Source organism: Achromobacter sp. 18P8.1.1, from assembly GCF_057799415.1.
In genome coordinates, this window is the sequence record NZ_JBYOKH010000003.1 from 45500 (window position 1) to 70399 (window position 24900).

A 24900-nucleotide genomic window follows, 5' to 3' on the forward strand; every position below is an offset into this window, starting at 1 on the left:
CCCGTGGCCGGCCCAAGGGCCAGTGTACCCGCGTCCATGTTGCACAAACTCGGGTGCCGGCATGGGCTGCGCGACCGAACTGAGGGTTAGGGCTGCGGCTTGGGGTCCGGAAAGTGCCACTTGCCGTTCAGGATTTCATCGCTGGGCTGATACAGCCTGACCGTATAGTTCCAACCCGGCGTGGTGGGCAGGCAATTGGCGATCTTCCCGTCGCATCCGCCGAACTGGATGTCGATCGATCCGTCAGCCTTTTTTTGCGCGGTGAGGTTGTTCAACGAATAGGCGTCGTACGGGTTCTTCTGGAAGTAGCCGTCCGCGTTGTACACGCTGACCGACCAGAAGCTCTTCACCGGGACTTCCTTTACGTTCAACCGATAAACGGTTTTTCCATCGTTCTTGGGCGCCACGCCGGTAAGGTAGATGGCGTCCTTGGCGGGATTTCCGCCCCAACCCGTGGCGGTGCCAATCAAGTGCTGGATGGGGTCGACCGTGCCCTTCGGGCCAAAGGCCTGGTTGTAGTTGGGGACCGTCTCGCCCAGCACCAGCAGGGCGTCGCGTATCTTTTTCTGGCTGGCCTGATCCCACTTAGGCACGACGAATTCTCCCGCCTTGGCCTGGCTGACCTTGATGGCATCCTGCAGGGCGTGCACCTGCTCAAGATCCTTCTTGTCTGCGGGGTCGACCAGCGTGCGGATCGCGACAAAGACATAGCGCGTGCCGATGTCCGCCTTGCTCAGGGTATGGGCGCCGGCACCGTAGAAAACGGCGGGTACGTAATGGTCTTCATCGACGATCTGCATCGACATGAATCGTGCACCGGCTTCGGGTAGCGTGATCGTGACGGGGCCTGCATCCAGATCGAACACGGCTTCGGAGTAGAGCGTGTCGCGATTCATGCGGATGACGTTCTGTGCGTCGATGGCAACCGGTGCGCGGCTGTGGATAAAGCGTCCGACACCTCCATCCGCCACCATTTTTCCCATGTAGAGATCGGACTCGGCACGGACAAAGTTGTCGACGCCAACCGGTGTCGTCGCATCGGGGGATTGCGCATGCGCAGTGCCAAACGTTGCGAGCGTCAGGGCGACGATGCGGGACACGGATGAAAATGACATGTAGGCCTCTTGATCGATTGAAGGTGACTTCATACCCCGGCTTCACGTAGGCTCCGCCCTTTCCGAAGCCGCTACGCATTCCGGGATGCACCTACGATCTTTGCCTTCAGGAGATGGCCCGGCGCGGCAACCTGCGAACGCTCGAGCCGCCCGAGTCGCCTCGAGTGAAATCGTTGGCGAATTTACACTGGGCCTCATGGCAGAAGCCGCATTACCGGGCGAGGCGAGACAAATCGGCCTGAATAATGAGACATTGCGCCGGATCACGGCAGGGGGATTCGAACGCGGCGCCTGACGGCAGCAGGCTTGTGCCAGCCGCCGCCGTCAGGCGTATGATTTCAGGCAGAGGATCAGTCCCGGCCTGGCCCGGGCCGCAGCCCGCGTGCCAGCTTTGCATGTCACTGCTTCGCGTCGTTCGTCCCGCTCCGCGCGCGGAAGGGCGTAAAGGCGTCGCGCCATGGACCATCTACTGCTTGCTGCCTGCCCGAATGACCCCGGCGGTAAGGGGGCGGGGATCGCTGCCCGGTTATTGCCGCGTGATCACGATCTCAAGGTATTCACTGGGCACCACCATCCCGGCGTCGCCAGAGCGATTGAACCGGTCTATTTGCGCTATCAGATCGCTTTCCAGGGCGGCTTGCGCCGCAGGTTCCAACGCAGCAAACGCTTTAAGAAGCGGCCCGTAATAGGTCTTGAAGACCTGCAGCCAATGTTCGGGCGAACGATAGCGGAACACGAAGTGGCGGGGTTCGGCCTGGATGGCGGAGGCGTGGCTTCCGAACATCTCGTCGATGCGCGCCCGGGTGCCCCACAGCGCGGGCGATTTGACGCCGGCCGGCGGGGGCAGGTGCTTGCCGATGGTCTTGAAGATTTGGCCGATGAAGCCCTCGGGCGTCCAGTTGGCCATGCCGATCTTGCCACCGGGGCGGCAGACGCGGACCAGTTCGGCGGCGGCCTTGTTGTGATCGGCCGTGAACATTACGCCGAAGGTGGAAACGACGGCGTCGAAGCTGGCGGGTGCAAAGGGCAGGGCCTCGGCATCGGCTTCCTGGAATTCGATCTTCAGTCGTTCGGCCGCGGCGCGTTCACGGGCGCGTCCCAGCAGCGCGGGCACGTAGTCGGTGGCGACCACCTCGCACCAGCGGCGGGCCGCGGCCAGCGAGGCATTGCCGTTGCCGGCTGCGACATCAAGCACTTTCTGTCCGGCGCGGACGTCGAGGGATTCGCACAGCTGCTCGCCGACGATCTGCAGCGTGGTGCCGACGACGGCATAGTCTCCGGAAGACCAGGTGGCTTGCTGGCGGGTCTTCAGGGCGGCCAGATCGGGCTGCGCGGCGGCTTGAGGTTGCGCAACGGCGGTGGCGGATATGGACATGGTCTGTCTCCATTAGTACGGGGGGGAAGCGTCGGCGGACATCGCCGGCGCCGAGCGGCATCGCAGACAAGTGCGCAAAGGCAGGTGCGTGTCGTGCGATCCGGAGTCAACCGTAGTTCCCGTGCGTGGAGCGGACCGTGGTAGCCGGCGTGGAATCTGCGGCGGCAAGGCATCCGGATTTTCCCCAGGATGCCGCCGCCATTCGTATCCACATGCTTGGGTCGATGGCGATCTTGCGGGGGGACGCCGCCTTGGCGTTGCCACCCTCGCGCAAGCTCCGCGCGTTGATCGCCTATCTTGCGCTTGCCCCGCATGCCGTGACGCGCACGCATCTGTGCGAGCTGCTTTGGGACGTTCCGAACGATCCCCGCGCCGAACTGCGCTGGTGTCTCAGCAAGGCAAGAAGCTTGCTTGACGAGCCCGACCGCCGACGAATTCAGGCAACGCCAGAGACGGTGACGCTCGATTTGCACGACTGCCTTGTCGACGTCCTGGATATCGAGCAGGCGACGCGGCAGGGCATCAGCAGCGTGGGCGTGGATAGGCTGCGCCGGCTGGCGGCGCTATTCGCGGGCGAGTTCCTGGATGGCCTGCAGCTCAGGGCGTGCCCGGTCTTTGACAGCTGGATGGTGGCGCAACGGCGGCGATTGAGAGCCTGCCAGGCGGTAGTGCTGGAGCACCTGGCCGCGTGCCTGCCAACCGAGTCCGACGAGCGCTACGGCTGCCTGGACAATTGGTTGCGGTTGGCCCCGTACGACCGGCGCGCACACGCGTTGATGCTGCAGTCGCTAAGCGACCGGGGGCGGCTTCGCGAGGGAGAAGAACACCTGGCTGCCGCGATACGCGCCTTCGAGGACGAGGGGCTGGATTGGCGGCCCCTGCGCGATGCCTGGCGTCAGCTTCGGCTATCGCCCGGCGGCCCGCCGGAACCGGCGGCTGACGCCGCGAAGGCGCCGATTGCCGACTCGTCCGACGGGGGCAGGGAAAGAACCGGACGGGCCTCGATCGCGGTCATGCCATTTACGAACGCCGCGGCGCGCAGCGGCGTGCGGGGCGGGTTGGGGGACGGGTTGGCCTACGACATCATCACCCGGTTGGCCAAGCTGCGCAGCCTGTTCGTCATCGCGCAGGGGACGGTATTCGCCCTGGACCAGCGCAGCGTGGGGCCGGAAGAGGCTGGTCGGACGCTGAATGTGGACTTCGTGGTGAGCGGCTCGCTGCGCCGGCACGCCAAGCGGATCATCGTGGACGTGACGCTCGTTGAATCGCGGACGGCGCGCATCGTGTGGGCAGAGACCTTCGACCATGCGCTGGACGACGCATTCGTCGCACTGGACGAGATCGGCAACCGGATCGTCGCGTCGATCGAAATCGAAGTCGAATCCGCCGAACGCAACCGGGCCATTCTCACGCCGCCGAATTCGTTGGACGCGTGGTCGGCCCATCACCGCGGCCTGTGGCACATGTATCGGTTCAACCAGGCGGACAACGCGCTGGCGCGGCATTTTTTCCAGATGGCGGTGCGGCTGGACCCCACGTATTCCCGGGCCTACGCGGGGCTGTCGTTTACCCACTGGCAGGACGCGTTCCAGCGTTGGGGTGAGCCGCAGCCCGCGATGGACCTGGCGTTCAAGACCGCAGGCCAGGGCCTGATCGCCGACGACCGCGACCCCGCGGCACATTGGGCCATGGGCCGGGCGTTATGGCTGCGCGGCAGTCAGGACCCGTCGCTGGCGGAATTGCAGCGCGCCGTCGATCTGAGCCCCAATTTCGCCCTGGGGCATTACTCGTTGGGGTTTGTCCATTGCCAATCGGGGGACGCCCTGGCGGCCATTGGTTCGGCGGACCATTCGCGCCATCTGAGTCCCTTCGACCCCCTGATGTTCGGCATGCTGGCCGTCCGCGCGCTGGCGCTGGTCCGGTTGGGACGGATCGAGGAGGCTGCCGACTGGGCGCTCAAGGCCGCGATGCGTCCCAATGCTCACGTGCACATCCTGGCGATCGCCGCCCATTGCCTGGCCATCGCTGACCGGGTGGATGAAGCGCTGGGCTTCCTGCCTTTGATCCGCAAGTCGCATCCCGCCTACCGCGTGGATGACTTCTTGGCTGCGTTCCGCCTGACGCCCGAGGTGCAGGCCTTGTTCAGAGAGGGCGCCAGACGGATCGGGTTGGGATGACGCCCGATGCGGGGCGGGTGGAACGCCGTGCTTGACGTCTGGTTTTTTGCGGGTGTATCGTAAGATATATATCTAAAGATACATCGTAAGAGCGAAATCATGCGCCATTCCCATTTCCACCAAGAGCATCACGGCCACCACGGCCACCATGGGCATCACGCCCACCATCCCCATCACCCGCGCCATGCCGCCTCTAGCGGCGACTGGTTCTCGGGTCCGCCCGACGGCCGGGGCGACGCTGACGGTTTCGGCGGCGACGGGCGCGGGTTCACGCGGGGACGCCGCGTGTCGGCCGACGACCTGCAGCTGATGCTGCTGGGCCTGCTTGAGCAAAGTCCGAGCCACGGCTATGAACTCATCAAGGCGCTGGGCACGCTCAGCAACGGCTTCTATACCCCCAGCCCGGGCATGGTCTACCCCGCGTTGACCTATCTGGAAGAGCTGGGCTACGCCACGGTGGAACAAGAGGGCACCAAGAAGCGCTACCACCTGGCGGAGCCGGGCAAGGTGCATCTGGACGCGAACCGCAGCCGCCTGACCCTGATGTTCAACCGCTTCAAGCACATCGCCCGCAAGATGGACTGGATGCGCCAGGCCTGGAGCGGCGAGCCCCGCAGCCTGGGCCCCGAAGGCGAAGACGTGCGTACCGGCTGGCTGCCGGAGTTCGTCGAGGCGCGCCAGGCCATCCGGCAGGCGCTGCTGGACCGCACCGATGCGTCGCCCGCCGAGCAACGGCGCATTGCCGGCATCCTGGCGCGTGCCACCGACGAGATCAACGGCAAGCCCTGTGCTTGATCCGTTCCCCTGACACTGGAGTTTTAATGACCCGTAGCGATTTGAACGTGGAGCGCGTGCGCCACAACCTGAAGATGCGCGTGCTGACCGTTGCGCGCATCGAGCGCGTTGCCGGCCTGCTGGCCCGCATCACCTTCACCGGCGACGACCTCGCGGACTTCGTGTCCGCGTCGTTTGACGACCATGTGAAGCTCTTTTTTTCCGCCGACCCGACGCAGCCGCTGGCATTGCCCACCGTCGGCCCGGATGGCGTCAAGTTCCCTGAAGGCGCGCCCAAGCCCGCCGCGCGCGACTACACCCCCCGCAGTTTCGATGCGGCACGCCGTGAGCTTGTCATTGAATTCGTGCTGCACGGCGATGGCCCTGCGTCCACCTGGGCCGAGCAGGCCGCGCCCGGCCAGACGCTGGGCATCGGCGGCCCGCGCGGTTCTTTCGTGGTGCCCACGGGGTTTGATTGGCATGTGCTGATCGGCGACGAAACCGCGCTGCCGGCCATTGCCCGCCGCCTTGAGGAACTGCCCGCCGCCGCGCAGGCGTTCGTCCTGATCGAGGTGCCGTCCGCCGCCAACCAGATCCCGCTGCCCTCGGCTGCGCAGACGTCCGTGCGCCGGCTGCATCGCGATGGCACGGCGCCGGGCTACAGCACCTTGTTGCTGGAAGCGGCGCGGGAACTGACCTTGCCGCCCGGCGAAGGCTATGTGTGGGTGGCGGCCGAATCCGCCGTGGCCAAGGCCGTGCGTGAAATCATGGTGTCGCAGCACGGCACCGACAAGGCCCGCATCCGCGCAGCCAGCTATTGGAAGCGCGGCGCCGTGGCCGTGCACGAGTCTCACGAAGACTAAGCGCCGCGGGGCGCCGGTTCTAGGCCCGGCCGCCAGCCAGCCGAAGCAGGTTTTCCACCTTGCCGCCCGGCCTGTCCTGACGCACCGCCAGCCCCAACACCGCGCGCGGCCAGTCAAGCGCGAAAGGGCGGTAGACCACGCCGTCGGGGCGCAGGTGGCGCAATGACGCCGGCACCACCGCCACGCCCATGCCTGCCGCCACCAGGTTCACCGCCGACGACAGTTGCGGCGCGCGTTGGCCGATCAACGGATTCAGGCCGTGCTGCCGGCACGCCGCCATGATGTCCGCGCTGAGCCCGTACCCCGACTTGCGCGAATACAGGATGAAGCGTTCCTGCGTCAGGTCCGCGGGCGCCAGCCGCTTCTTTCGCGCCAGCGCATGGCCCAGCGGCAGGGCCACCACCAGCGGTTCTTCCACCAACTGCGTGAACGTCAACCCGCCGTCCAGCGCAAAGGGCGGGCGCACGAAGGCGGCGTCGATCGCGCCTTCGCGCAGCTGCGCCACCAGCGTCTCGCTATCGCCTTGCGACAGCGTCATTTCCACATCGGGATACTGTTGCCGGTATTGGCGGATCAGCTCCGTCACGACACCGTTGAATGACGCGGATTCGGTGAAACCCAAGGTCAGTTCCCCGACCTCGCCACGCGCGGCGCGTTGCGCCGTCTGCACGGCGGCCTGCGCGCGTTGCAGGATGTCTTGCGCGCACACCAGGAATGCGCGGCCGGCGTCGTTCAGCGCGACGCCGCGGCCCGTGCGGTCAAACAGCGGCGTGCCGACCTCTTGCTCCAGCTGGCGGATCTGCTGGCTGAGCGGGGGCTGCGCCATGCCCAGCAGTTCGGCCGCACGCGTGAAATGCTGCGCCTCGGCGGTCACGACGAAATAGCGCAAATGGCGCAGTTCCATATTGATACCTTAAAAATACTGATTATCAATTTTCCATATATTGGACATTCTATTGCGGCCAGCCGATGATGCATACATCGACGCATCTTCATCAAGGAACCGCCATGAATGCTCCCGTCAAACCCAGCACCCTGTTGCGCCAGCACCTGGCCCGCGACATCGTCGTGGCGCCAGGCGCCTATGACGGCATGTCGGCCCGGCTGGTGGCCGCCGCGGGTTTCAACGCCGTCTACGCCAGCGGCGGCGCCATCGCGCGTGCGGCAGGCTATCCGGATATCGGCCTCTTGAGCTTCACCGAAGTGATGGACCGGGTCGAGAAGATCGTCGACGCCAGCGGCCTGCCGGTGGTGGCGGACGCGGACACCGGTTTCGGCGGATCGGCCAACGTGGAACGCACCGTGCGCATCATGGAGCGCGCGGGTGTCGCCGCCTTCCATATCGAAGACCAGTCTTTTCCCAAGCGCTGCGGCCATCTGGACGACAAGAGCCTGGTGGACACGGACGAGATGTGCCGCAAGGTGCACATCGCGCGCCAGACGCTGTCGGACGCCGACGCACTGGTCATCGCGCGCACGGATGCGATTGCGGTGGAAGGGTTTGATGCGGCGATTGCGCGTGCCGAACGCTACGTGAAAGCGGGCGCGGACATGGTGTTCGTGGAAGCGCCCGAAACGCTGGAGCAGATCCGCGCCATCGCCGAGCGCCTGCCGGGCCTGAAGCTCATCAACATGTTCTATGGCGGCAAGACGCCGCTGGTGCCGCTGCCCGACCTGGCCGCGATGGGCTATCGCCTGGCCATCATTCCGTCGGACCTGCAGCGCGCCGCCATCCATGCCATGCAGGCCACGCTGGCCGCCATCAAGCAGACCGGCGACAGCAGCGCGCTGGCCGATCGCCTGACGAGCTTCAAGGAACGCGAAGCCATCGTGCAGACCCAGCGCTACCTGGCGCTGGACGCGCAATAGGCGTCCAGCGGCAAGACGGCTTAGCGGCGGCAGCGCGCCGGCAAGGACAGCGGCCACAGGCGCTGGCCGGCGCTACCGTACAGCGTGCGCATGCCGCACACCATTTCGACGCGCGCCAGCGCGTTGCCGGCGGTGTCGATGATCTTCGACAGCTCCATCGTGGAGACCACCGCACGCTGGTCCGCAAACGGCGTGACTGCGTTGTAGTCGGTCGGGATGACGAACTTGCCCGCGCCGTCCACGTAGCCGAAGTTGCGCTCCGTGCGGGCGGGCGCCAGGCCGTCATGCAAGGCGCCCAGCGCGTCGAACGCGGGGCCGTTCAACGCGCCCTTGCCGTCGACGGCACGCACTGCGCTGGTGGACAGTTGCGTCACCGCGCGGCCTTCCGAATAGGCGGATCCCGTGCCTTCCACCTTGATGCGCGCCTTGCCGTCCAGGCCCACGTAATCCGTCATGGCCTTGCCGTTGGCAACATAGTGGCGAAGCAGCAAGGCCGAGCCCTGCGGCCAGCGCCAGTCGCCGGCGGGCAGGGTGGCGACGGTCTTGCCCGTAGTGTCGATCAGACGCGTGCTTGCGTCGTCCGCGGCCAGCGCGCGGCCGGGCGAGCCTTGGAAGACCGAGCCGACCGCCGCCATGGGGCCGATCTGCCACGCGCCCTGGGCATCCAGATAGCCATAGCGCACGGCCCGGCGGATCTCCAGCCAGTCGCCAATGCGGGAATAGGTGGCGTCTTGCAGGTCCTGCACGCCGGAGCCGTCGGCCGCTACGATCCAGCGGTGGTTTTCGCCCGCGGCGGTAATGGAGCCTCCCTCCTCGGCGGATACCTGCAGAAGGCGTTGGAACGACGTCAGCGCGCGGCCCTGGGCATTGAAGACGGCGGCGGGGCGTTCGTAGTCTTCACCCTGCCCGCCGGCCTGCATCACCCGCCACAGCTTGTCATTGACGCGCGCGATGCCGTAATGGCTTGCCGGCAAGACCCATTGCCCCTGCTGGTCGATCACGCCCACGCGATCCGCGCCCAGTGACGCCACCGCCTGGCCGTTCTGGAAATGGCCGATCTTGCGGAAGGCGGGCGCGGCCAGTTCCTTCTTGGCCACAAAGTCGTACAGGCCCCACAGGGCATCGGCGCCGGCGGTCTTCAGGTATCGGACCACGCCCGGTGCCACGATTTCCGTCTGGAAAACGTCGGGCAGGTCGTAGGTCTTGCCGTCGCGGTCGATCATCCGGTTGACGCCATCGGCGTAAACCAGTGCATAGCCGTGGCGGAAATTGCCGATATGCTGCTGCACCGGCAGGCTCATCGGCCGGCCTTGGGCGTCCAGCAGCTGCAGGCCGCGGTCGGTCTCGGCGGCAAAGCGCAACTGATCAGGTTTCAGGACATCGTCGCCGGCCTCGGGTTCGGGGTCGCTCTCGCGGTCGTCGGCGTCGTCCAGTGCAATCAGGTCCGTCCACGATGGGTCGCTTACCAGCGTGCCGTCGGCCAGCAACAGGCCGGCGCCCGACGGGCCGCATTGGCAATGTGACTGGCCCAGCATGGCCAGCGGCCCGCCCGGCATGTTCAACGGCACGGCCCTCAGTTCCCCGTACTGCGCCGCTTCAACCGCCTCGGGATTGAGCAGTACGTGGCCGTCGGCATCCACCACATTGAGCAATCTGCCTTCTCGCTTCTTGACCCACAGCCTGCCCTCGCGCACTTCCATCGACCCGGCCTCGCGCAGCCAGGCGGGCGCCGTGGCGCCATTGAGCCAGACGCCCTTGGGCGTCAAGAGGCCGGCGGGCGTGCCGGTTTGATCGGAGAACAGCACGAAGCCGTCTTCGTCCCTGGCGGGTGACAACGCGGGGCCCAGCTTGATGGGGGCGGGCTGACCCGGAACCAGGGCCATGAGCGTCTCGCCGGAGGGGTAGACGATGGTGTCTTGGAAGCGCTGGGAGGCTTGCGCTTCGTCGGGCTTCATGGTCGTGACTAGCGTGCCCGTCGCGTCCAGCACGGCATAGCCTTTGCGGCGGTCCAGTTCGGCGCTCCAGAACGCACGGCCCACAGGCTGCATGCTGCCGTAGCCCTGGTCCAGTCCGCTTACCTTGCCGTCGGCGCCGATCAGCACGGCGCCATCGCGGCCGAAGGCCACGGCGGGTCTGCCGTCGCGTTGCGTCAGGATGTCTTCGTAGGTGGGTTCGACTACCCAGTTCCAATCGCCGTCCACCACGCCGTAACGGCGTTCGTCGTTGATCGCGATGTACAGCCCCTGGCCGTAGGCTTGCGTGATGGTGACGCCGGGCTTGGCGAAGCGGCGTTCGCCGTTGATGCCGCGGAATTCCTGTTTGTACTGCACGGCGGCCCGCGCCGGCACGCCGTCGGCCAGGAACAGGTCCTGGATGCCGGCGTCCAGCGGCTCGCCCACGGGTTCGCCCTGGCGGTCGATCAGTTGCTGGCGTCCGTCCAGCGTGGCGACCGCCAGGCCGATCTCGGCGTAGTCCTGGACGCTGTCATACCGCGGCGGCACCGCCATGCGGCCTCGCGTATCGATAAACCCCCATTTGCCTTTCCACTGCACGGCGGCCAGGCCGTGGCGGAAATCGCGCACATCTTCAAAGAGCGGGCGAATGGCCAGTCGGCCGTTCTGGTCCAGAAAGCCCCAGGCATGACGACGCAGCGACTGGTCCATGGGAACGCGGTTGATGTTCTCCAGGGCCGAGGGCAGCAGTACGGCGGCGCGCCCGTCAGACAGGGCGCGGATGCAGCCGTTGGCGTAGGGACTGACGCCGGCGATGTCGTCGGCGTAGGCGTCGGAGCGGTAGCTGTCTTCGTCCAGGCAATACATGTGGCCGGTCTGCGCATGCGCGGACAGGGAGGCGCCCAGCGCGGCAATGGCGCAGGCGAGTCGGGTGGTGCGGATCACGCGTGACGTCATGGTTATTCTGCTTTGGCGTTGTCGAGGGCGGGGGGCGGCGGGTCCGTGGCTTCAAGGCAGGTCAGCGCTTCGGGGGGCCAGGTCTGCTTTTCCTCCGCGTCGAAGATCACCACCTTGTCGCACAGCACGCCGAACGTGGCGGCCGCCTTGCCGCGCGTATCGATGAATTCCACCAGCCCGTCGCGGCGGACCATGGCGCGCCCGTCCTGGAAATCACCGGCCCACGTGAACGCGGGCGGGATCGCATAGCGCCCGGTAAGGTCGATATAGCCGTACAGCTTGCCGGTGCGTTCCAGCCGCCGTGCGCGCGCCAGGCCGTCTTTCATCGGGCCCAGTTCGCTGAAATGCGTGCCCACGACGCGCTTGCCGTCCGCGTTCACGAAGCCCTGCTTGCCGCCGCCGTCGCTGTAGGGCACCACGCCTTCGTTGGCGCGGCTGTACTCCACGGAATAACGGCCCGCAAAGCGCGTGATTTCGCGGCCCTGCAGGTCGGTCATGATGGCGCTGGATTCCGAATCGTCCGAGAACAGCAGGCGTTGCATCGATGCCAACGGGATGCCGTCGCCGCGCTTTTCCAGCACCGTCTTGCCGCTTTGGTCGATCACGCGGTAGCCCGTTGCCAGGTTGACGCGCGCCAGGCCTTCGGGCTGCACGAAGAACGGATTGAATTCGCCATACAAGGCGGGAATCGCCATGTTGCCGCGGGCATCGATCGCGCCCTCCCGTTCGTCATGGCGCACGATGATCCAGTCGCCGTATTGCTCTTTGCTCTCGGGCTTGCCGTCCGACAGGCGGGTGGCGTGGCCTTGCGCGTCGAACAGCACGGCGCTGCCGTCGGCCACTTCGCCGATATAGCGTCCGTCCTTGATCTTGGCGGGTTTGCCGTAGATGGTGTCGCTGGCCTTGCCCGTGCGCAGGTTGACCATTCGGTATGGGCTGTCCGAGTAACGGTTGGCGCTGGCCTTGGCCTCGGGGTCGTCCACCAGCGTGATGCCGTTGCCCAGGTAATCCATCCTGTAGGCGCTTTCGTGCGTGGGACGCACGATCCATTGGCCTTCGCGGTTGACGATGCCCCAGCGGCCGTCAGCCTGGACGCGGGCCCAATCGTCTTCGAATTCCTCGATCTGTTCGTAATCCGGTTTCAGCGCCGGCGCGCCCAGGCGGATGTTCCAGAGGCCCCAGCGGCGCGCGCGGTTTTCATCAGGCGCGCGGTAGAACAGCAGTTCGCCGTCCAGCCGGCCGGAGTCGGCCGCGACGGCTTCGGGGATCGGCACGGTCTTGCCGCGCGCATCGATCAAGATGGCATCGTCGCGCTGCATCCCCGGCTTGCGGGCCCACGTGTAGGGGCCGCTGAAGTTGCGGATACCGCTGAACTGGGGCCGCACGGCCCAATTTCCCTTGCCGTCGATGGCGCCGAATTTGCCGCCGGTGGTCCGCACGATTAGCGGCATCGTCACGTTGTAGCTTTCGATGGCATCCCATTCCGGATTCGAGACGATTTTGCCGTCGGCCGTCAGGATGGACGGCGGTTGCTGGTAGTCCCCGGTGCGCAGCAACGCCAACGGCATGCCCGTTGCCGCCTGCCCGCGCAACGCCGACTTGCCGGGCGAGAAGGCGCTGATCTGCAACTCGGCCAATTGCGCGGTCGTGGCGGCATCAAGCAGCGGCTTGCCGTCCGGGCCGTAGACCTGGACCAGGACTTCAGGGCCTGCGGGCGCCATGGACGTCGTCTGATCGTCGTCTTCGACCAAGAGTGGCGACACGGTCGCGTCGGCGGCGGCCACAGAGGCCACGTCTGCCACGGAGGCGGATTCTGCGGCGGCGGTGGCATCAGGAGCCGGCGTCGCGACGTCCGTCATGACGGTCGCGGCGGCATCGGCGACCGGCTCCGCGGTGGGGGCATTGCCGGCGGCGTCGGCTGCTTCGGCAACGGTCGCGGCGTCGGCGGCCTCGGCTTCTTCCGGGGCGGCTTCTTTCACGGCGTCCGACAGGCCCGTCGCATGGGTATCGGACTGCGCGGCATCGCCCTCGGGCGTTGCCGCCGGCGCGGCCGAGGCGCCGTAGACCCAGGCGCGCCCCTGATTGATCTCGACGCGGCCATCGCGCAACGCCAATTTCTCAATCTTCCCGCCCGGGCTGATCAGCAGCGTCAAGGTCGTATCGGGCAGATAGCGCCAGCCATCCCGTTCCTGCAGACCCACATAGGGCTGCGAGAAGGTGTGCAGGGTCTTGAACTTGCCGTCCAGCAAGGCCGCTTTGCCGTTTTCGGGCTTGACCAGCCACAGCCCGGACGCCACCCACTGCACGCGTTCGTACCGCGCCGTCGACAGCGAGTTGCCGCGCGCATCGACAAATTCCCATCGATTGTCGCGGCGCACGGCCAGCACGTCGCCGTCGCGCATCGGCGCTTCCTGCGAACGCAGGACGTCCGGCGGCACCGCCCAACGGCCGTTGTCGTCCAGCAGGCCCCACCAGCCGTTGTAGCGGGTTTCGCGCAACTGGGCGGGCAGATAGCCATCCGTCGGGGCGCCAAGCGTCATCACCCCGGGCGGCAAGGTCGCGGCCTTGCCCGTGGCGATATTGAACAGGCGCGGCGGCGTGGGCACTTCCATCGACGCCAGCTTCTGACCCGGCTGGAAACCCCAGGTGCGCGTGCCCAGTTCGAAGGCCTTGACGACCTTGCCCTGACGGTCGATCAGCACATCGCGATCGTCCTCTTCGGCCAAGGCGGTGCCTTCGGCGTTAAAACCCGAGGCCATGCCGAAGCGCGGCTTGATGACCCACTGGCCCTTGGTGTCGATATAGCCCCAACGATCGCCCTGGCTGACTGCGGCCAGGCCGTTCTGGAATGGCTTGGCGTCAGAGTAGGCGGGGGCGATGGCCATGCGGCCTTGTTTGTCGATGTAGCCCCAGGTGCCGCTGTCGTCGGCGCGATTTCCGATCAGCACGGCCGCGAAACCTTCGCTGAAGGCCTGGTGGCAATAGGTGTCGGACCCCTGGCCGTAGTAGGTGGTGGTGCACCGGTCAATCCAGGAGTCGGCCTGCGCCGTGCCGGGGATGCCGGGCAAGGCAAACGCCAGGGCCAGCGTCAGGGGCTTGAACGCGGCCCTCATTCTGCGAGGGCGCGGGTCGAAGCCGCGGGTAGGAATACGCCAAGCCGGACGTGCCACATGTCAGGTGCCTGTCAAAATGATGCGAAGGCAGCACTGTAACCAGCAGTAGCAGTCAATGAAGCGACAAATGTAACGATAGAAAAGAAAACGTTAATACGGCGGGCTAGACGTGCCGCCCCAGAGCATGACCAGCGGGAAGTAGGGCCTACTTGTGTCAAAATGATGCGTCATTTCAGGGACCCATCAGGCGCATGACCGCCCCAGCCGCGCTATCCCCATCCGCCCTGCCGTCCACCCCCGGACACGATGCCTCGCATCGCGCCGAACTGGCCCGGTTGCTATACCGCCAATCCTACGGCGTGCTGTTCGCCAACTTTGCCATCGTGATCCCCGTCGCCTATGTGATGCGCGCCAGCGTGCCGCTCTGGCTGTTGGCCGCGTGGGCCGCCGCGTTGTACCTGCTCACCGCCTTGCGGGTGGTCGTGAACCGCCGGTTCCTGCGGCGCCAGGTCGCCTCCGCGGACGTGCCGCGCTGGGTGTCGGCGTTCTGCGTGCTGTCATGGCTGTCGGGCCTGTTCTGGGGGCTAGCCGGACTGGCCGCGGTGCTCTCGCACGACGACATGATGCTGGCGTTCGGGTGCGTGATGCTGGCCGGCATGTGCAGTGGCGCGGTGCCATCGCTGTCGGCCTACCCGCCAGCCTACGTGGGATCTGCGCTGGGCATGCTGGCGCCGTTCACCGTGGCCTGCCTGATCCAGGGCGACGCGCTGCATCTGGTCTACGCCGCTTTCGCGTTCTGCCTGCTGGGCGTGAACATGTATTTCAGCGCCATCACCTACCGCAGCCTGAAGACCACGGTGTCGCTGCGGTTCGAAAACCTGGGCCTGATCGGCGACCTGCAGCGCGAACGCGACCGCGTGGCTGCCGCCGACCAGGCCAAGACGCGCTTCCTGGCGGCCGCCGGGCACGACCTGCGTCAACCGGTCCATGCATTGAGCCTGTTCACCGACATCCTGGCCAGCCGCGCCCAGCAGGGCGACGCCAGCCCGAAAGACGTGTTGCACGTTGCGCAGCGCCAGCAAACCGTCCTGGCCAGCTTGAACCGTCTGTTGGACGGCTTGCTGGACGTGTCCCGCATGGACGCGCACCTGCTGCGCATCGAGCGCCGCCCCGTCAGCCTGGACGCGCTGTTCGACGAGATCCGGCAGGACTTCGAGCCGCAGGCGCAAGCGCAAGGGTTGCGCCTGTCTGTCCTGCCCACGCAGTTGGTGCTGGAGACCGATCCCACCCTGTTGCGCCGCATCCTGCATAACCTGCTGAGCAACGCGCTGTCGTACACGCCCCGAGGCGGCGTGCTGCTGTGCGCCCGCCCGCAGGCCGGCGGCGCGCTGATTCAGGTGTGGGACACCGGCGTGGGGATCGCGCCGGACGCGCAAGAGGCCGTCTTCAATGAGTTCACGCGCGTGGGCAACGCGCCCGCGGGGCAGGGCCTGGGATTGGGGTTGGGGCTGGCGATCGTGCGGCGGCTGACGGGGCTGCTGGGTTTTGACATCCAATTGCGGTCCACACCGGGCAAGGGATCGGTGTTTTCGGTCCGCGCGCCTGCGTCCGCGCGGTCCGGTCACATTCCTGCCGAGCATGCAGCGGACAAAAAATAATCAGTTGATGACCGGGCCCGGCTCTTCTGTAATGGACGCCAGGCGCCCTTGATCGCAAGGCGTCGCGCCCGACAGGAGAACCGCCATGCCGTCCCCGCTTGCCCCATCGTCCCCGGATGCCTCGCGGCTGTGGTTGCTGGTGCTTGCAGGCGGCATCGTCATGGGCATGGCCCTGGGCGTACGCCACGTGCAGGGCCTGTTTCTCTTGCCGGTATCGATGGACCGGGGCTGGAGCCGCGAAACCTTCGCCATGGCGATGGCCATCCAGAACCTGACCTGGGGCATCGCGCAACCCTTCACCGGCATGGTGGCCGACCGCTACGGGTCGGCCAAGGTCATCGTCGTAGGACTCGCGTTCTACGCGCTGGGTCTGGCCGGCATGGCCTACGCCGCGACGCCGGCGGCCTTCCTGCTGACGGCGGGCGTGTGCATCGGCATTGCGCTGTCCGGCACCGCGTTTGCGGTCATCTACGGCGCGCTGAGCCGCCTGGTGCCGCCCGAACGCCGCGGCTGGGCGCTGGGCGTGGCGGGCGCCGTGGGCGGGCTGGGCCAGTTCACCATGGTGCCGGCGGCGCAGTGGCTGATCGCAGGCTGGGGCTGGGTGAACGCCTTGCTGGTGTTCGCATTGCTGCTGGCGATTGTGCTGCCGTTGGCCCGGCCCTTGCGCGAACCGGCCCGTGCCGCGCACGATCCGGCGGCGCCGGATGCAGGCCTGTCGCTGCGGGCATCCATCCGCGAAGCCTTCGCGCAGCCCGGGTTCTGGTTGTTGAACCTGGGTTTTCTGGCTTGCGGTTTCCAACTGGCGTTCATCGGCACGCACCTGCCTGCCTACCTGATGGACAAGGGCCTGCGCGCGGCCGACGCCGTGGGGGCGTTGGCAATCATTGCGCTGACCAACGTCGCGGGTACGTATGTCTGCGGCATCCTGGGCGCGCGGCACCGCCGCAAGTACCTGCTGGCCGGCATCTATCTGGTGCGCACCGCCGCCATCGCGCTGTTCCTGTTGCTGCCGCTATCGACCTGGACCGTCTACGCGTTCGCGGCCGTCATGGGCTTCGTGTGGCTGGGCACCGTGCCGCTGACCAACGGGTTGATTGCGCAGGTCTTCGGCGTGCGCTACCTGACCACGCTGTTCGGCTTCGTGTTCTTCGGCCATCAGCTGGGTTCGTTCCTGGGCGTGTGGTTGGGCGGCATCGTGTTCGAAGCCACCCGGTCCTATGACCTGATCTGGATGGGGGCGATGGCGCTGGGCGTCCTGTCGGCCCTGCTGCACTGGCCGATAGACGACCGCGAGCTCACGCGGGCGTGTCCCGTCACCGCGCCCGGCTGAGGCTACAGGGCGCGGTGCTGCGTGCCCGCGCCCATGGTGATGTGCAACATGCGACAGGGCTCGATCACCTTGACGGTGTGCCACACGCCTTTCGGGATCACGTACGCGTCGCCGTCCAGCATCTTCACCGTCTGGATGCCCGTCGGCCATTCCAGGTGCAGCTCGGCCGCGCCTGACATCAGGCGCACGATCTCGTCGGCTTCGGGGTGCATCTCCCACTGCGGCCAATCCTTGGAGAAGGCGTATTCGGACACCAGCCAGCCGCGGCCGAAACGGTCCAGCTCATCGGGGGACTGGGACCAGAACGCGTCCCCGCCGTTGACGGTGGAAGCGGTGCCGGTGGCGTCCAGCAAGACGTAATGCGACGACAGATCGGTAGCCATGGTGCGCATCCTTATGTGGGGGGGCTTGTGTTGCGGGTTTGGGGCCATAGTAACGAGGCGGCCCGGATTTGGCCCGGGCTTTCGCGCCGGTTTCAGCGCGTCATCTTGAAGCGATATCATGTCGCCCATCAGCAACCACAACGGGAAAGGCGATGAGCCAGGGGTTCGATGGGGTCAGGCCCGCGTCCGAATCGTCCATCGAGATCGGCTTCTTCTATGACGGCAGGCACTGCGTTGAACGCATCCGGGTCAAGCCCACGGCCGCCAACCTGAAACGGGCCGCCGATCGCCGGGCGGCCATCCTGGAGGCCATCGCGCGCGGCGATTTCGACTACGACGCCGAATTCCCCAAGCGCAGCACGCCTCCGAAGCCACCACAAGGGTCCGCATGACAAGCAACACGCAGCTGATAGTCAATGATCTGACGCCGCAGGCTTTCTCGGCTTACGGCTGGATGCTGGGCAAGCCCATGCCGGACGGCAATGGCGTGCCGCTGTTCTCCAACCCGGCCACGGATTTCTGGCAGGAACACGTGTTCAACACGGGGGCGGGCGGCGACGCCGAATTGCTGTGGGTCAACTACCGCAGCCCATCCGTGGAAATCGCGAGCCTGGAAAAGCATCTATTGACGCAGCAGGCCATCGTGCCGCTGACTGGCCAGATCATCCAGGTGGTCGCCAAAAGCGCCGCCGACGGCAGCCCGGACCTGGCGACGCTGGCGGCTTTTCGCGTGCCGCAAGGCCAAGGCATCTGCATGCGGCCGGGTTGCTGGCACGCGACCCGCGTCGTCGATGGGGAAGTGACCTGCCTGATGTTGACGCGGCGATCCACCACGGTGGACCTGATCCAGCATCTGACCACCGACGCGCGAGCAACGGAAAGCGCTATCGTGGAGATCCCTTTGCAACGCCTGGAAGACCTGACCGAGGTGGCGCTGGAAGCGGCTACGCAATAACCCGCTTCACAGGCCCTGGGTAGAGGCCGCAGCGATCATTCCGCTTCGCTACACACCACGCCCAGGCGCTTGAACAGGGGCCATTTGTTGCGGTAGCCATCCGTCCAGCACATGGCGGTAAACGCCGACAGCGGTTCATCCACCGCATGCACCGTGACTTGCGCGGCCGCGGCGTCGTCCTTGGGGCAGAAGGGCTGGCCAGGCGTCGGGTACAGCGTCCCTTCCCAAACAGGGCTGCCGCAGTGTTCGCAGAAATTGCTCCACTGGCCGTTGCGGTCCGGGTTTTGGCGGACGGTGGGCGCCAGCGCCTGCAAGGTTCGCACGACCGGCGCCGACAGGATGCCAACTTGCGACAACAGCGCGGGCCCTTCGATGCGCTGCCATTGCTCCGGGCCGAACAGCCATTCGTGGAATGCCATGGGGTCCAGCCCGGTGCTGTCGCCGTCTTCGTCCAGCTCGATGTCGGCTTCCGTGCTTTCGTGATCGGGCGGCACCGCCAGCGCGAACACGGGTGTGGATTCGCCACACTGGGCGCAGCAGTGCGTGGCTTGCAGCACGTAGTACGACGATGCTCGCAGGTTTGCGCCTGATTCGCCGTCGCCACCCGTATTGCTATTCTGCGTATCCATGCCTGAAATGTTGTTCCTGTGCGAACCGGTCCTAGTTGTGGGGTACCGGTTCTTCTTCATCGCCGGGAAATATGCCAGAATCTGTCCCGGAATTTCTGCTTAGCCCGCGACGCTGCCGCCACCAGGGCGTTGCCAACATCCCCAACGTGTTGGAGCCAACCATGCGCGACCGCCAGAGTAGCACTGGATTTTCCACCGCCCTTCGCGGCGTGCCCGCCCGGTGGTTCATGGCGACGCTGCTGGCAGGCGGCTTGGCCGGCTGCAGCTTCACATCGCCGGACGAGGCCACGGGGTCGCAATCGGTCGGCATCCACGGCGTCACCGGGCAGCAGGCGCGCAGCATCGCCCGCGAGGCCTACCTGTACGGCACGCCCATGGTCGCCAGCTACCAGACCATGTACGCGTTCAGCATCGACAAGAACAACCCGCAGTACAAGGGGCCGTTCAACACGGTGAACAATATCGCGCGCGTCTTCACCCCCGAAGACACAGCCTTCGTCACGCCCAACTCCGATACGCCATACTCGTTCGCCATCCTGGACCTGCGCGCCGAACCGGTCGTGATTTCCGTGCCGCCGATGGAAAAGCGCCGGTACTTCGTCCTGCAGCTGATGGACCTGTACACGTACAACTTCGCCTACATCGGCAGCCGCAGCACGGGCAATGGCGGCGGGAATTTCCTGATCGCCGGCCCCCGTTGGACGGGCAAGGTGCCCCCCGGCATCACCAAGGTGATCAAGTCGGAAACCGAACTGGTGAACATGGTGGGCCGCACCCAGATGTTCAACCCGGCCGACCTCGAGAACGTCAAGCGCATCCAGGCCCGCTACAAGATCCAGCCCTTGTCGGCCTTCGCCAAGCGCCCGGCCCCACCCGCGCCGCCGGCCGTCGAGTGGATCCCGCCAGTGCCGCCCGGCGAGATGCGCACGTCGCTGGAGTTCTACAACCAGCTGGCCTTCCTGCTGCAGTTCGCGCCCACGCATCCCACCGAGAAATGGCTGCGCGAACGCTTCGCCAGCATCGGCTTGAAACCGGGCCAACCCTACAAGGCCGACGCCCTGAATCCCGCCTTGCGCCGCGCCTTGCAGGAAGGCATGCATACGGCGCAGAACGACATCGACAAGAACCGTGCCGCGCTCGGCGGCAAGACCGATACGCTGTTCGGCGACCGTAGCAAGCTGAAGAACGACTACCTGACGCGCGCCACCGGCACGCAAGTCGGCATCGGGGCCAACAGCCGCGAAGAGGCGCTGTATCCGGTCCTGGAAAAAGACAGCCGCGGCCAGGAACTGGACGGCAAGTACGCCTATACGCTGCGCTTCGCGCCGCGCAGCCTGCCGCCGGTCAACGCGTTCTGGTCCATGACCATGTATCGGCTGCCCGAACAGTTGCTGGCGCCCAATCCCATCAACCGCTACCTGATCAACTCGCCCATGCTGCCGTCCCTGAAGAAGGACGCCGATGGCGGGCTTACGCTCTATATCCAGGCGCAATCTCCCGGCAAGGCCAAGGAGTCCAACTGGCTGCCCGCGCCGGAAGGCCCGTTCATGGTGACGATGCGGTACTACTGGCCCAAGCCGGAACTGCTGGAAGGCAAGTGGGTGTCGCCGGAAATAGAGCGGGTGCCGCAATAGGCGCATCGGCGCGCACAGCCTAGAATCGGGCTCCGGAGGGCGGCGGGCGCAAATCCGGCCGCCTTTCCCATGGGGAGGAGTCACGGGCATGAAGCGCAACTTCAATATCCACGATCTGCGTATCTTCTATACGGTTGTCATGACCGGGTCGACCCGCCAGGCCGCGCAGGTGATGCACCTGACGCAGCCGGCGATCAGCCATGCGGTCTCGCGCCTGGAAAGCGCCACGGGCGTGCAGCTGTTCGACCGGTCGCACAAGACCTTGCGGCCCACCGAGGCGGGGCAGTACCTGTACACCGAAGCCAAGTTCGTGCTGGACGAGCTGGTGCGCATCGACGAAGCCCTGCACAGCATCGAGCAGTTCGGTGGCCGTGGCTTGCGTATCGCGTCGTCGCCGGCGTTGGCGCTGAGCTATGCGCCTGAGGCCGTCAAGCGCTACCTGGACGAACACGGCAAGCGGCCGTTCTCGGTCGACGTGGAATCGTCGGTGCAGGTAATCAGCGCGGTGGAGACCATGCGGGCAGACTTCGGCCTGGGTGCGGTCGGGCAAGACAGCCCGCGGCTGAACTTCACGCCTTTCCTGCGTACCGATGTCATGGCGATTGCGCACCGGGATCATCCGCTGGCCAAGCGTCGCGTGGTGGCCGTGGCGGATATCGCGCCGGACACCTTCGTCAAGCCGCTGTGGTCCGACTACGTGGTGGCGCAGGGCGACACCGGCGACACCACGCAGCTGGATTTCGCCATGCAGGCGCACATGACCCTGGTGCCGGGCACCGTGCGGGCGATGAAGGGGATCAGTCTGGTCAACGCGCTGTCGGCCTCCGATATCACGCTGGTCTACCCCGATCTGGTGGCGCTGCCGCTGGCGTCGCGGCAGTGGTTTGAATTCGTGCTGATCACCCGTAAGGATGCGCAGAACCAGGAACTGACCGGGCGGCTGCTGGGCGCGTTGCATGCTACCGCCCAGGCGCGCCGCACCGGCGTCTATGCGGACACGATCCAGCTGATCGGCTAGCGCGCCGCACTTTTGCCGCGCATCAGGCGGCCGGCGGTTGCCACGGCAGCGATTGCAGGTCGCCGTCGATGCTGATGGCCTGGCCGCTGACCATCGCGCCGTAAGGGCTGGCCAGGAACAGCGCCATGTTCGCGATATCGGCGGCACGCACGAACTGGCGCAGGCTGACGCCGGCCAGTTCCAGCTCGGTTTCTTCCTCGACCGTCAGGCCCATGTTGCGGGCGCGGGCGGCGATCACGCGGTCGATGCGCGGGCCCGCCACCAGCCCGGGCAGCAGCGCGTTCACCCGGATGCCATAGCCGCCCAGTTCCACCGCCAGCGACCGCGTCAGCCCGACTACGCCCCACTTGGACGCGGCATACGGCGTGCGCATGGGGATGCCCATGCGGCCGGCCACCGAACTGATGTTGATGATGGCCCCGCCGCCCGCCTGGCGCAGCGCGGGCACCGCGTGCCGCACGGTGTGGAATTGCGAGGCCAGGTTGATGTCCAGCGTCGCGCTCAGGTCATCGGGCTGGATGTCGGTGATGCCCGCCGTGGGGCCGGCGATGCCGGCGTTGTTGACCAGCACGTCCAGGCCGCCCAGATGCGCCAGGGCGCTCTCCATGTAGCGGTCGATGTCTTCGCGCCGCCTGACGTCGGCATGGCGGTTGGCGTGGCGGCTGGACGCAAGCGCGTTCTGGTCCACGTCGCACAGGTGGACGCGGGCGCCGCGGTCGGCAAAGGCGTCGGCCAGGGCCGCGCCGATGCCTGCCGCGCCGGCGGTGATGATGACGCGGCAGCCGCTCAGGTCCACCGGCAGGGCGGTAAGGTCTTGCTGGTTCATGTGGTTTTCCCGGGATGCGTTCGGATCAGGGTTTCATCAGGCGGCAGGTGGATTCCTGCGGCGATGTGTAGATCTGGTCGCCGGGAATCTGCGCGATCAGCTTGTAGTAGTCCCACGGCCCCTTGGATTCGGACGGTTTTTTCACCTGCATCAGGTACATGTCGTGCACCATCAGGCCGTCAGCGCGGATGTGCGCGTCCTTGGCGAAGAAGTCGTTCACGGGGTTGGCCTTCAGCCACTTCATGATCGTGTCGCCGTCGGTGGTGCCGGTGGCCTGCACCGCCTTCAGATAGGTGGTCGTCACGGAGTAGTCGCCCGCCTGCAGCATGGATGGCTTTTTCTTCATGCGTTCTTCAAAGCGCGCTGCCCACTTTCGCGACGCATCGTCCTGGTCCCAGTACCACGCCGTCGTCAGGTACATGTCTTGAGCCGCCGCCAGGCCAAGCGCGTGGATGTCGGTGATCAGCACCAGCAGGCCGGCGATCTTCATTTTGGGCGTCAGGCCGAATTCCGCTGCGGCCTTGACGGCGTTGCTGGTGTCGTTGGCTGAATTGGCCAGCCCCAGCACCGTCGCACCCGATGCCTGCGCCTGCAGGATGAACGACGAGAAGTCCGCCGAGTTCAACGGGTGCCGCACGCGGCCCTTCACCTGGCCGCCGTCGGCCTGCACGACCGCCGACGCGTCGCGCTCCAGCGCGTGGCCAAAGGCGTGGTCCACCGTCAGGAAGAACCAGTCCTTGTTGCCCTCCTTCAGCATCGCGCGGGCCGTGCCGCGCGACAGTGACACCGTGTCGTACACGTAATGCACCGTGTAGGGCGTGCATTGCGCATTGGTCAATTCGGAGGCCCCCGCGCTGACGACGAAGAAGGGCGTCTTCTTCTCTTCGGCCACCTTCGCCATCGCAAGCGCGGCCGCGGAGTTCGCGCCGGCGATCAGCATGTCGACGCCTTTCTGGTCCAGCCATTCCCGGGCGCGGGACGAGGCGATGTCGGCGCGGTTCTGGTGGTCGGCCACCAGCACCTCGATCTTCTTGCCCGCCACGGCGCCGCCCATGTCCGCCACCGCCATCTTGATGGCCTCGGCGCCGCCGGGGCCGTCGGCGTCCGCGGACAAGCCCGACATGTCGGTGATGAAGCCGATGCGGATCACGCCGTCATCGGCGCTGGCCGCGCCGCCCAGGCTCAGCAATACGGCGGCCACGGCCGCATTCAAGGTCTTTTTCATGAGGTCTCCCCGCGAGGGTTTTGGTGTGGTTCCGGTGACGCGTCAGAACGCGACGTTGTCCCGGCCTTTGAGCTGCAGGATGTCGCGCGCGTCGTCAGGCGTAGCGATGGTGAGCGACAGGTCTTCCAGAATGCGGCGGATGCGCCGCACCTGGTCGGCGTTCGAATGCGCCAGTTCGCCCGGCCCATCCCACAGCGAATCTTCCAGGCCCACGCGCACGTAACCGCCCATCGTGGCGGCCTGGGTGGCCAGCGGCGTCTGTTTGCGTCCGGCGGCCAGCACCGACCACCGGTAGTCGTCGCCGAACAGGCGGTCGGCCGTGCGGCGCATCATCATCACGTCTTCGGGGTGCGTGCCGATGCCGCCGCGGATGCCGAAGACGGACTGGATCAGGAAGGGCGGCTTCAGCAGGCCCTTGTCCACGAAGTGCGCGGCCGTGTACAGATGCCCGATGTCGTAGCACTCGATCTCGAAACGCGTGCCGTTGTCGTTGCAGGACCTGAGGATGTGCTCGATGTCCTTGAACGTGTTCTTGAAAATCAGGTCGTTGCTGCCTTCCAGATACGGGCGTTCCCAGTCGTGCTTGAATTCCTTGAAGCGTTCCAGCAATTCATACATGCCGAAGTTCATCGACCCCATGTTCAACGACGCCACTTCGGGCTTGAACGTGGTGGCGGGCAGCATGCGTTCGCTGACCGGCAGCACGGGCGAACCGCCGGTGGTGATGTTGATGACCACATCGCTGGCCGCCTTGATGCGCGGCAGGAACTGCGCGTACAGCGCGGGGTCCTGCGTGGGCCGGCCGGTCTGGGGATCGCGCGCATGCAGATGCACGATTGCCGCGCCGGCCTCGGCGGCTTCCAGCGCCGACTGCGCGATCTGGTCGGGCGTCACCGGCAGGTACGGCGACATCGACGGCGTGTGCACCGAGCCGGTAATGGCGCAGGTGATGATCACATTGTTTTTGCGTTTCTTCATGGGCCTTGGACGATTCGTGTTTTCTTATGGGCCCCGGCTGTCTCCTCCGGGTGCGGCCCATTCTGTCGC

At 66.2% G+C, this 24900-nt stretch carries 20 protein-coding genes; 10 read left to right on the forward strand and 10 right to left on the reverse strand.

Translation table 11 applies throughout. The features are described 5' to 3' along the window. Nucleotides 1-86: 86 nt before the first annotated feature. Nucleotides 87-1115 carry a DUF1254 domain-containing protein gene (locus AC27VE_RS03395; protein ID WP_488703031.1) on the reverse strand — a complete coding sequence of 343 codons (1029 nt, stop codon included), beginning with the start codon at nucleotides 1113-1115 and terminating at the stop codon, nucleotides 87-89. Nucleotides 1116-1641: 526 nt separating this feature from the next. Further along, nucleotides 1642-2490: a class I SAM-dependent methyltransferase gene (locus AC27VE_RS03400; RefSeq protein ID WP_488703032.1), complete on the reverse strand. Its 849-nt coding sequence runs from the start codon at nucleotides 2488-2490 to the stop codon at nucleotides 1642-1644. A gap of 137 nt (nucleotides 2491-2627) precedes the next feature. Between AC27VE_RS03400 and AC27VE_RS03405 the strand changes: the two genes are divergently transcribed. The 3 genes from AC27VE_RS03405 to AC27VE_RS03415 all read left to right on the forward strand — a co-directional run bounded on the left by AC27VE_RS03405 (nucleotide 2628) and on the right by AC27VE_RS03415 (nucleotide 6304). Next, nucleotides 2628-4667, forward strand: coding sequence for a transcriptional regulator (locus tag AC27VE_RS03405; protein ID WP_488703033.1), 2040 nt, complete (start codon nucleotides 2628-2630; stop codon nucleotides 4665-4667). Nucleotides 4668-4766: 99 nt separating this feature from the next. Continuing rightward, nucleotides 4767-5462, forward strand: coding sequence for a PadR family transcriptional regulator (locus AC27VE_RS03410; protein ID WP_488703034.1), 696 nt, complete (start codon nucleotides 4767-4769; stop codon nucleotides 5460-5462). A 26-nt stretch (nucleotides 5463-5488) separates the two neighbouring features. Continuing rightward, entirely contained in the window at nucleotides 5489-6304 is an 816-nt protein-coding gene (locus AC27VE_RS03415; RefSeq protein ID WP_488703035.1) for a siderophore-interacting protein, read from the forward strand. A 19-nt stretch (nucleotides 6305-6323) separates the two neighbouring features. Here AC27VE_RS03415 and AC27VE_RS03420 read toward each other — a convergent pair whose 3' ends face one another. Then, nucleotides 6324-7208 carry a LysR family transcriptional regulator gene (locus AC27VE_RS03420; protein ID WP_488703036.1) on the reverse strand — a complete coding sequence of 295 codons (885 nt, stop codon included), beginning with the start codon at nucleotides 7206-7208 and terminating at the stop codon, nucleotides 6324-6326. Between the two features lie 104 nt (nucleotides 7209-7312). Here AC27VE_RS03420 and AC27VE_RS03425 point away from each other — a divergent pair, with 104 nt between their 5' ends. Beyond that, entirely contained in the window at nucleotides 7313-8173 is an 861-nt protein-coding gene (locus tag AC27VE_RS03425) for an isocitrate lyase/PEP mutase family protein (RefSeq protein ID WP_006222460.1), read from the forward strand. A gap of 20 nt (nucleotides 8174-8193) precedes the next feature. Here the strand turns inward: AC27VE_RS03425 and AC27VE_RS03430 are convergent, their stop codons facing one another. Continuing rightward, nucleotides 8194-11082, reverse strand: a complete 2889-nt coding sequence (locus AC27VE_RS03430) for a WG repeat-containing protein (RefSeq protein WP_488703037.1) — start codon at nucleotides 11080-11082, stop codon at nucleotides 8194-8196. Between the two features lie 2 nt (nucleotides 11083-11084). Next, on the reverse strand, nucleotides 11085-14195 hold the full coding sequence (locus tag AC27VE_RS03435; protein ID WP_488703038.1) for a WG repeat-containing protein: 3111 nt from the start codon (nucleotides 14193-14195) through the stop codon (nucleotides 11085-11087). 251 nt (nucleotides 14196-14446) lie between these two features. Here AC27VE_RS03435 and AC27VE_RS03440 point away from each other — a divergent pair, with 251 nt between their 5' ends. Together AC27VE_RS03440 and AC27VE_RS03445 are read left to right on the forward strand one after the other, a co-directional pair. Beyond that, nucleotides 14447-15853 (forward strand): sensor histidine kinase, encoded by a 1407-nt coding sequence (locus AC27VE_RS03440; protein ID WP_488703039.1) that lies wholly within the window; start codon nucleotides 14447-14449, stop codon nucleotides 15851-15853. A gap of 85 nt (nucleotides 15854-15938) precedes the next feature. Next, complete coding sequence (locus AC27VE_RS03445) at nucleotides 15939-17183, forward strand: MFS transporter (protein ID WP_488703040.1); 1245 nt, start codon at nucleotides 15939-15941, stop codon at nucleotides 17181-17183. A 2-nt stretch (nucleotides 17184-17185) separates the two neighbouring features. Here AC27VE_RS03445 and AC27VE_RS03450 read toward each other — a convergent pair whose 3' ends face one another. Next, on the reverse strand, nucleotides 17186-17566 hold the full coding sequence (locus tag AC27VE_RS03450) for a cupin domain-containing protein (protein WP_006222455.1): 381 nt from the start codon (nucleotides 17564-17566) through the stop codon (nucleotides 17186-17188). 152 nt (nucleotides 17567-17718) lie between these two features. Between AC27VE_RS03450 and AC27VE_RS03455 the strand changes: the two genes are divergently transcribed. After that, entirely contained in the window at nucleotides 17719-17958 is a 240-nt protein-coding gene (locus AC27VE_RS03455) for an Arm DNA-binding domain-containing protein (RefSeq protein ID WP_088591349.1), read from the forward strand. Next, nucleotides 17955-18521: an ureidoglycolate lyase gene (locus AC27VE_RS03460; RefSeq protein WP_088591348.1), complete on the forward strand. Its 567-nt coding sequence runs from the start codon at nucleotides 17955-17957 to the stop codon at nucleotides 18519-18521. The genes AC27VE_RS03455 and AC27VE_RS03460 overlap by 4 nt, the downstream gene beginning before the upstream one ends. Before the next feature lie 35 nt (nucleotides 18522-18556). Here AC27VE_RS03460 and AC27VE_RS03465 read toward each other — a convergent pair whose 3' ends face one another. After that, nucleotides 18557-19150 carry a hypothetical protein gene (locus AC27VE_RS03465; protein WP_488703041.1) on the reverse strand — a complete coding sequence of 198 codons (594 nt, stop codon included), beginning with the start codon at nucleotides 19148-19150 and terminating at the stop codon, nucleotides 18557-18559. A gap of 161 nt (nucleotides 19151-19311) precedes the next feature. Here AC27VE_RS03465 and AC27VE_RS03470 point away from each other — a divergent pair, with 161 nt between their 5' ends. Further along, complete coding sequence (locus AC27VE_RS03470) at nucleotides 19312-20784, forward strand: DUF1254 domain-containing protein (protein WP_088591346.1); 1473 nt, start codon at nucleotides 19312-19314, stop codon at nucleotides 20782-20784. An 88-nt stretch (nucleotides 20785-20872) separates the two neighbouring features. Beyond that, nucleotides 20873-21802 (forward strand): LysR family transcriptional regulator, encoded by a 930-nt coding sequence (locus AC27VE_RS03475; protein ID WP_424626589.1) that lies wholly within the window; start codon nucleotides 20873-20875, stop codon nucleotides 21800-21802. Nucleotides 21803-21824: 22 nt separating this feature from the next. Here AC27VE_RS03475 and AC27VE_RS03480 read toward each other — a convergent pair whose 3' ends face one another. Genes AC27VE_RS03480 through kce form a run of 3 tightly spaced genes read right to left on the reverse strand, consistent with a single transcriptional unit; the run spans nucleotide 21825 to nucleotide 24831 of the window. After that, the gene (locus AC27VE_RS03480; RefSeq protein ID WP_488703042.1) at nucleotides 21825-22628 is read right to left on the reverse strand and encodes an SDR family oxidoreductase; all 804 of its coding nucleotides are present in this window, start codon (nucleotides 22626-22628) and stop codon (nucleotides 21825-21827) included. A 25-nt stretch (nucleotides 22629-22653) separates the two neighbouring features. Beyond that, the gene (locus AC27VE_RS03485; RefSeq protein WP_006222448.1) at nucleotides 22654-23853 is read right to left on the reverse strand and encodes an ABC transporter substrate-binding protein; all 1200 of its coding nucleotides are present in this window, start codon (nucleotides 23851-23853) and stop codon (nucleotides 22654-22656) included. Nucleotides 23854-23895: 42 nt separating this feature from the next. Further along, nucleotides 23896-24831, reverse strand: coding sequence for a 3,5-dioxohexanoate:acetyl-CoA acetone transferase (gene kce, locus AC27VE_RS03490; RefSeq protein WP_006222447.1), 936 nt, complete (start codon nucleotides 24829-24831; stop codon nucleotides 23896-23898). Nucleotides 24832-24900 lie beyond the last annotated feature (69 nt).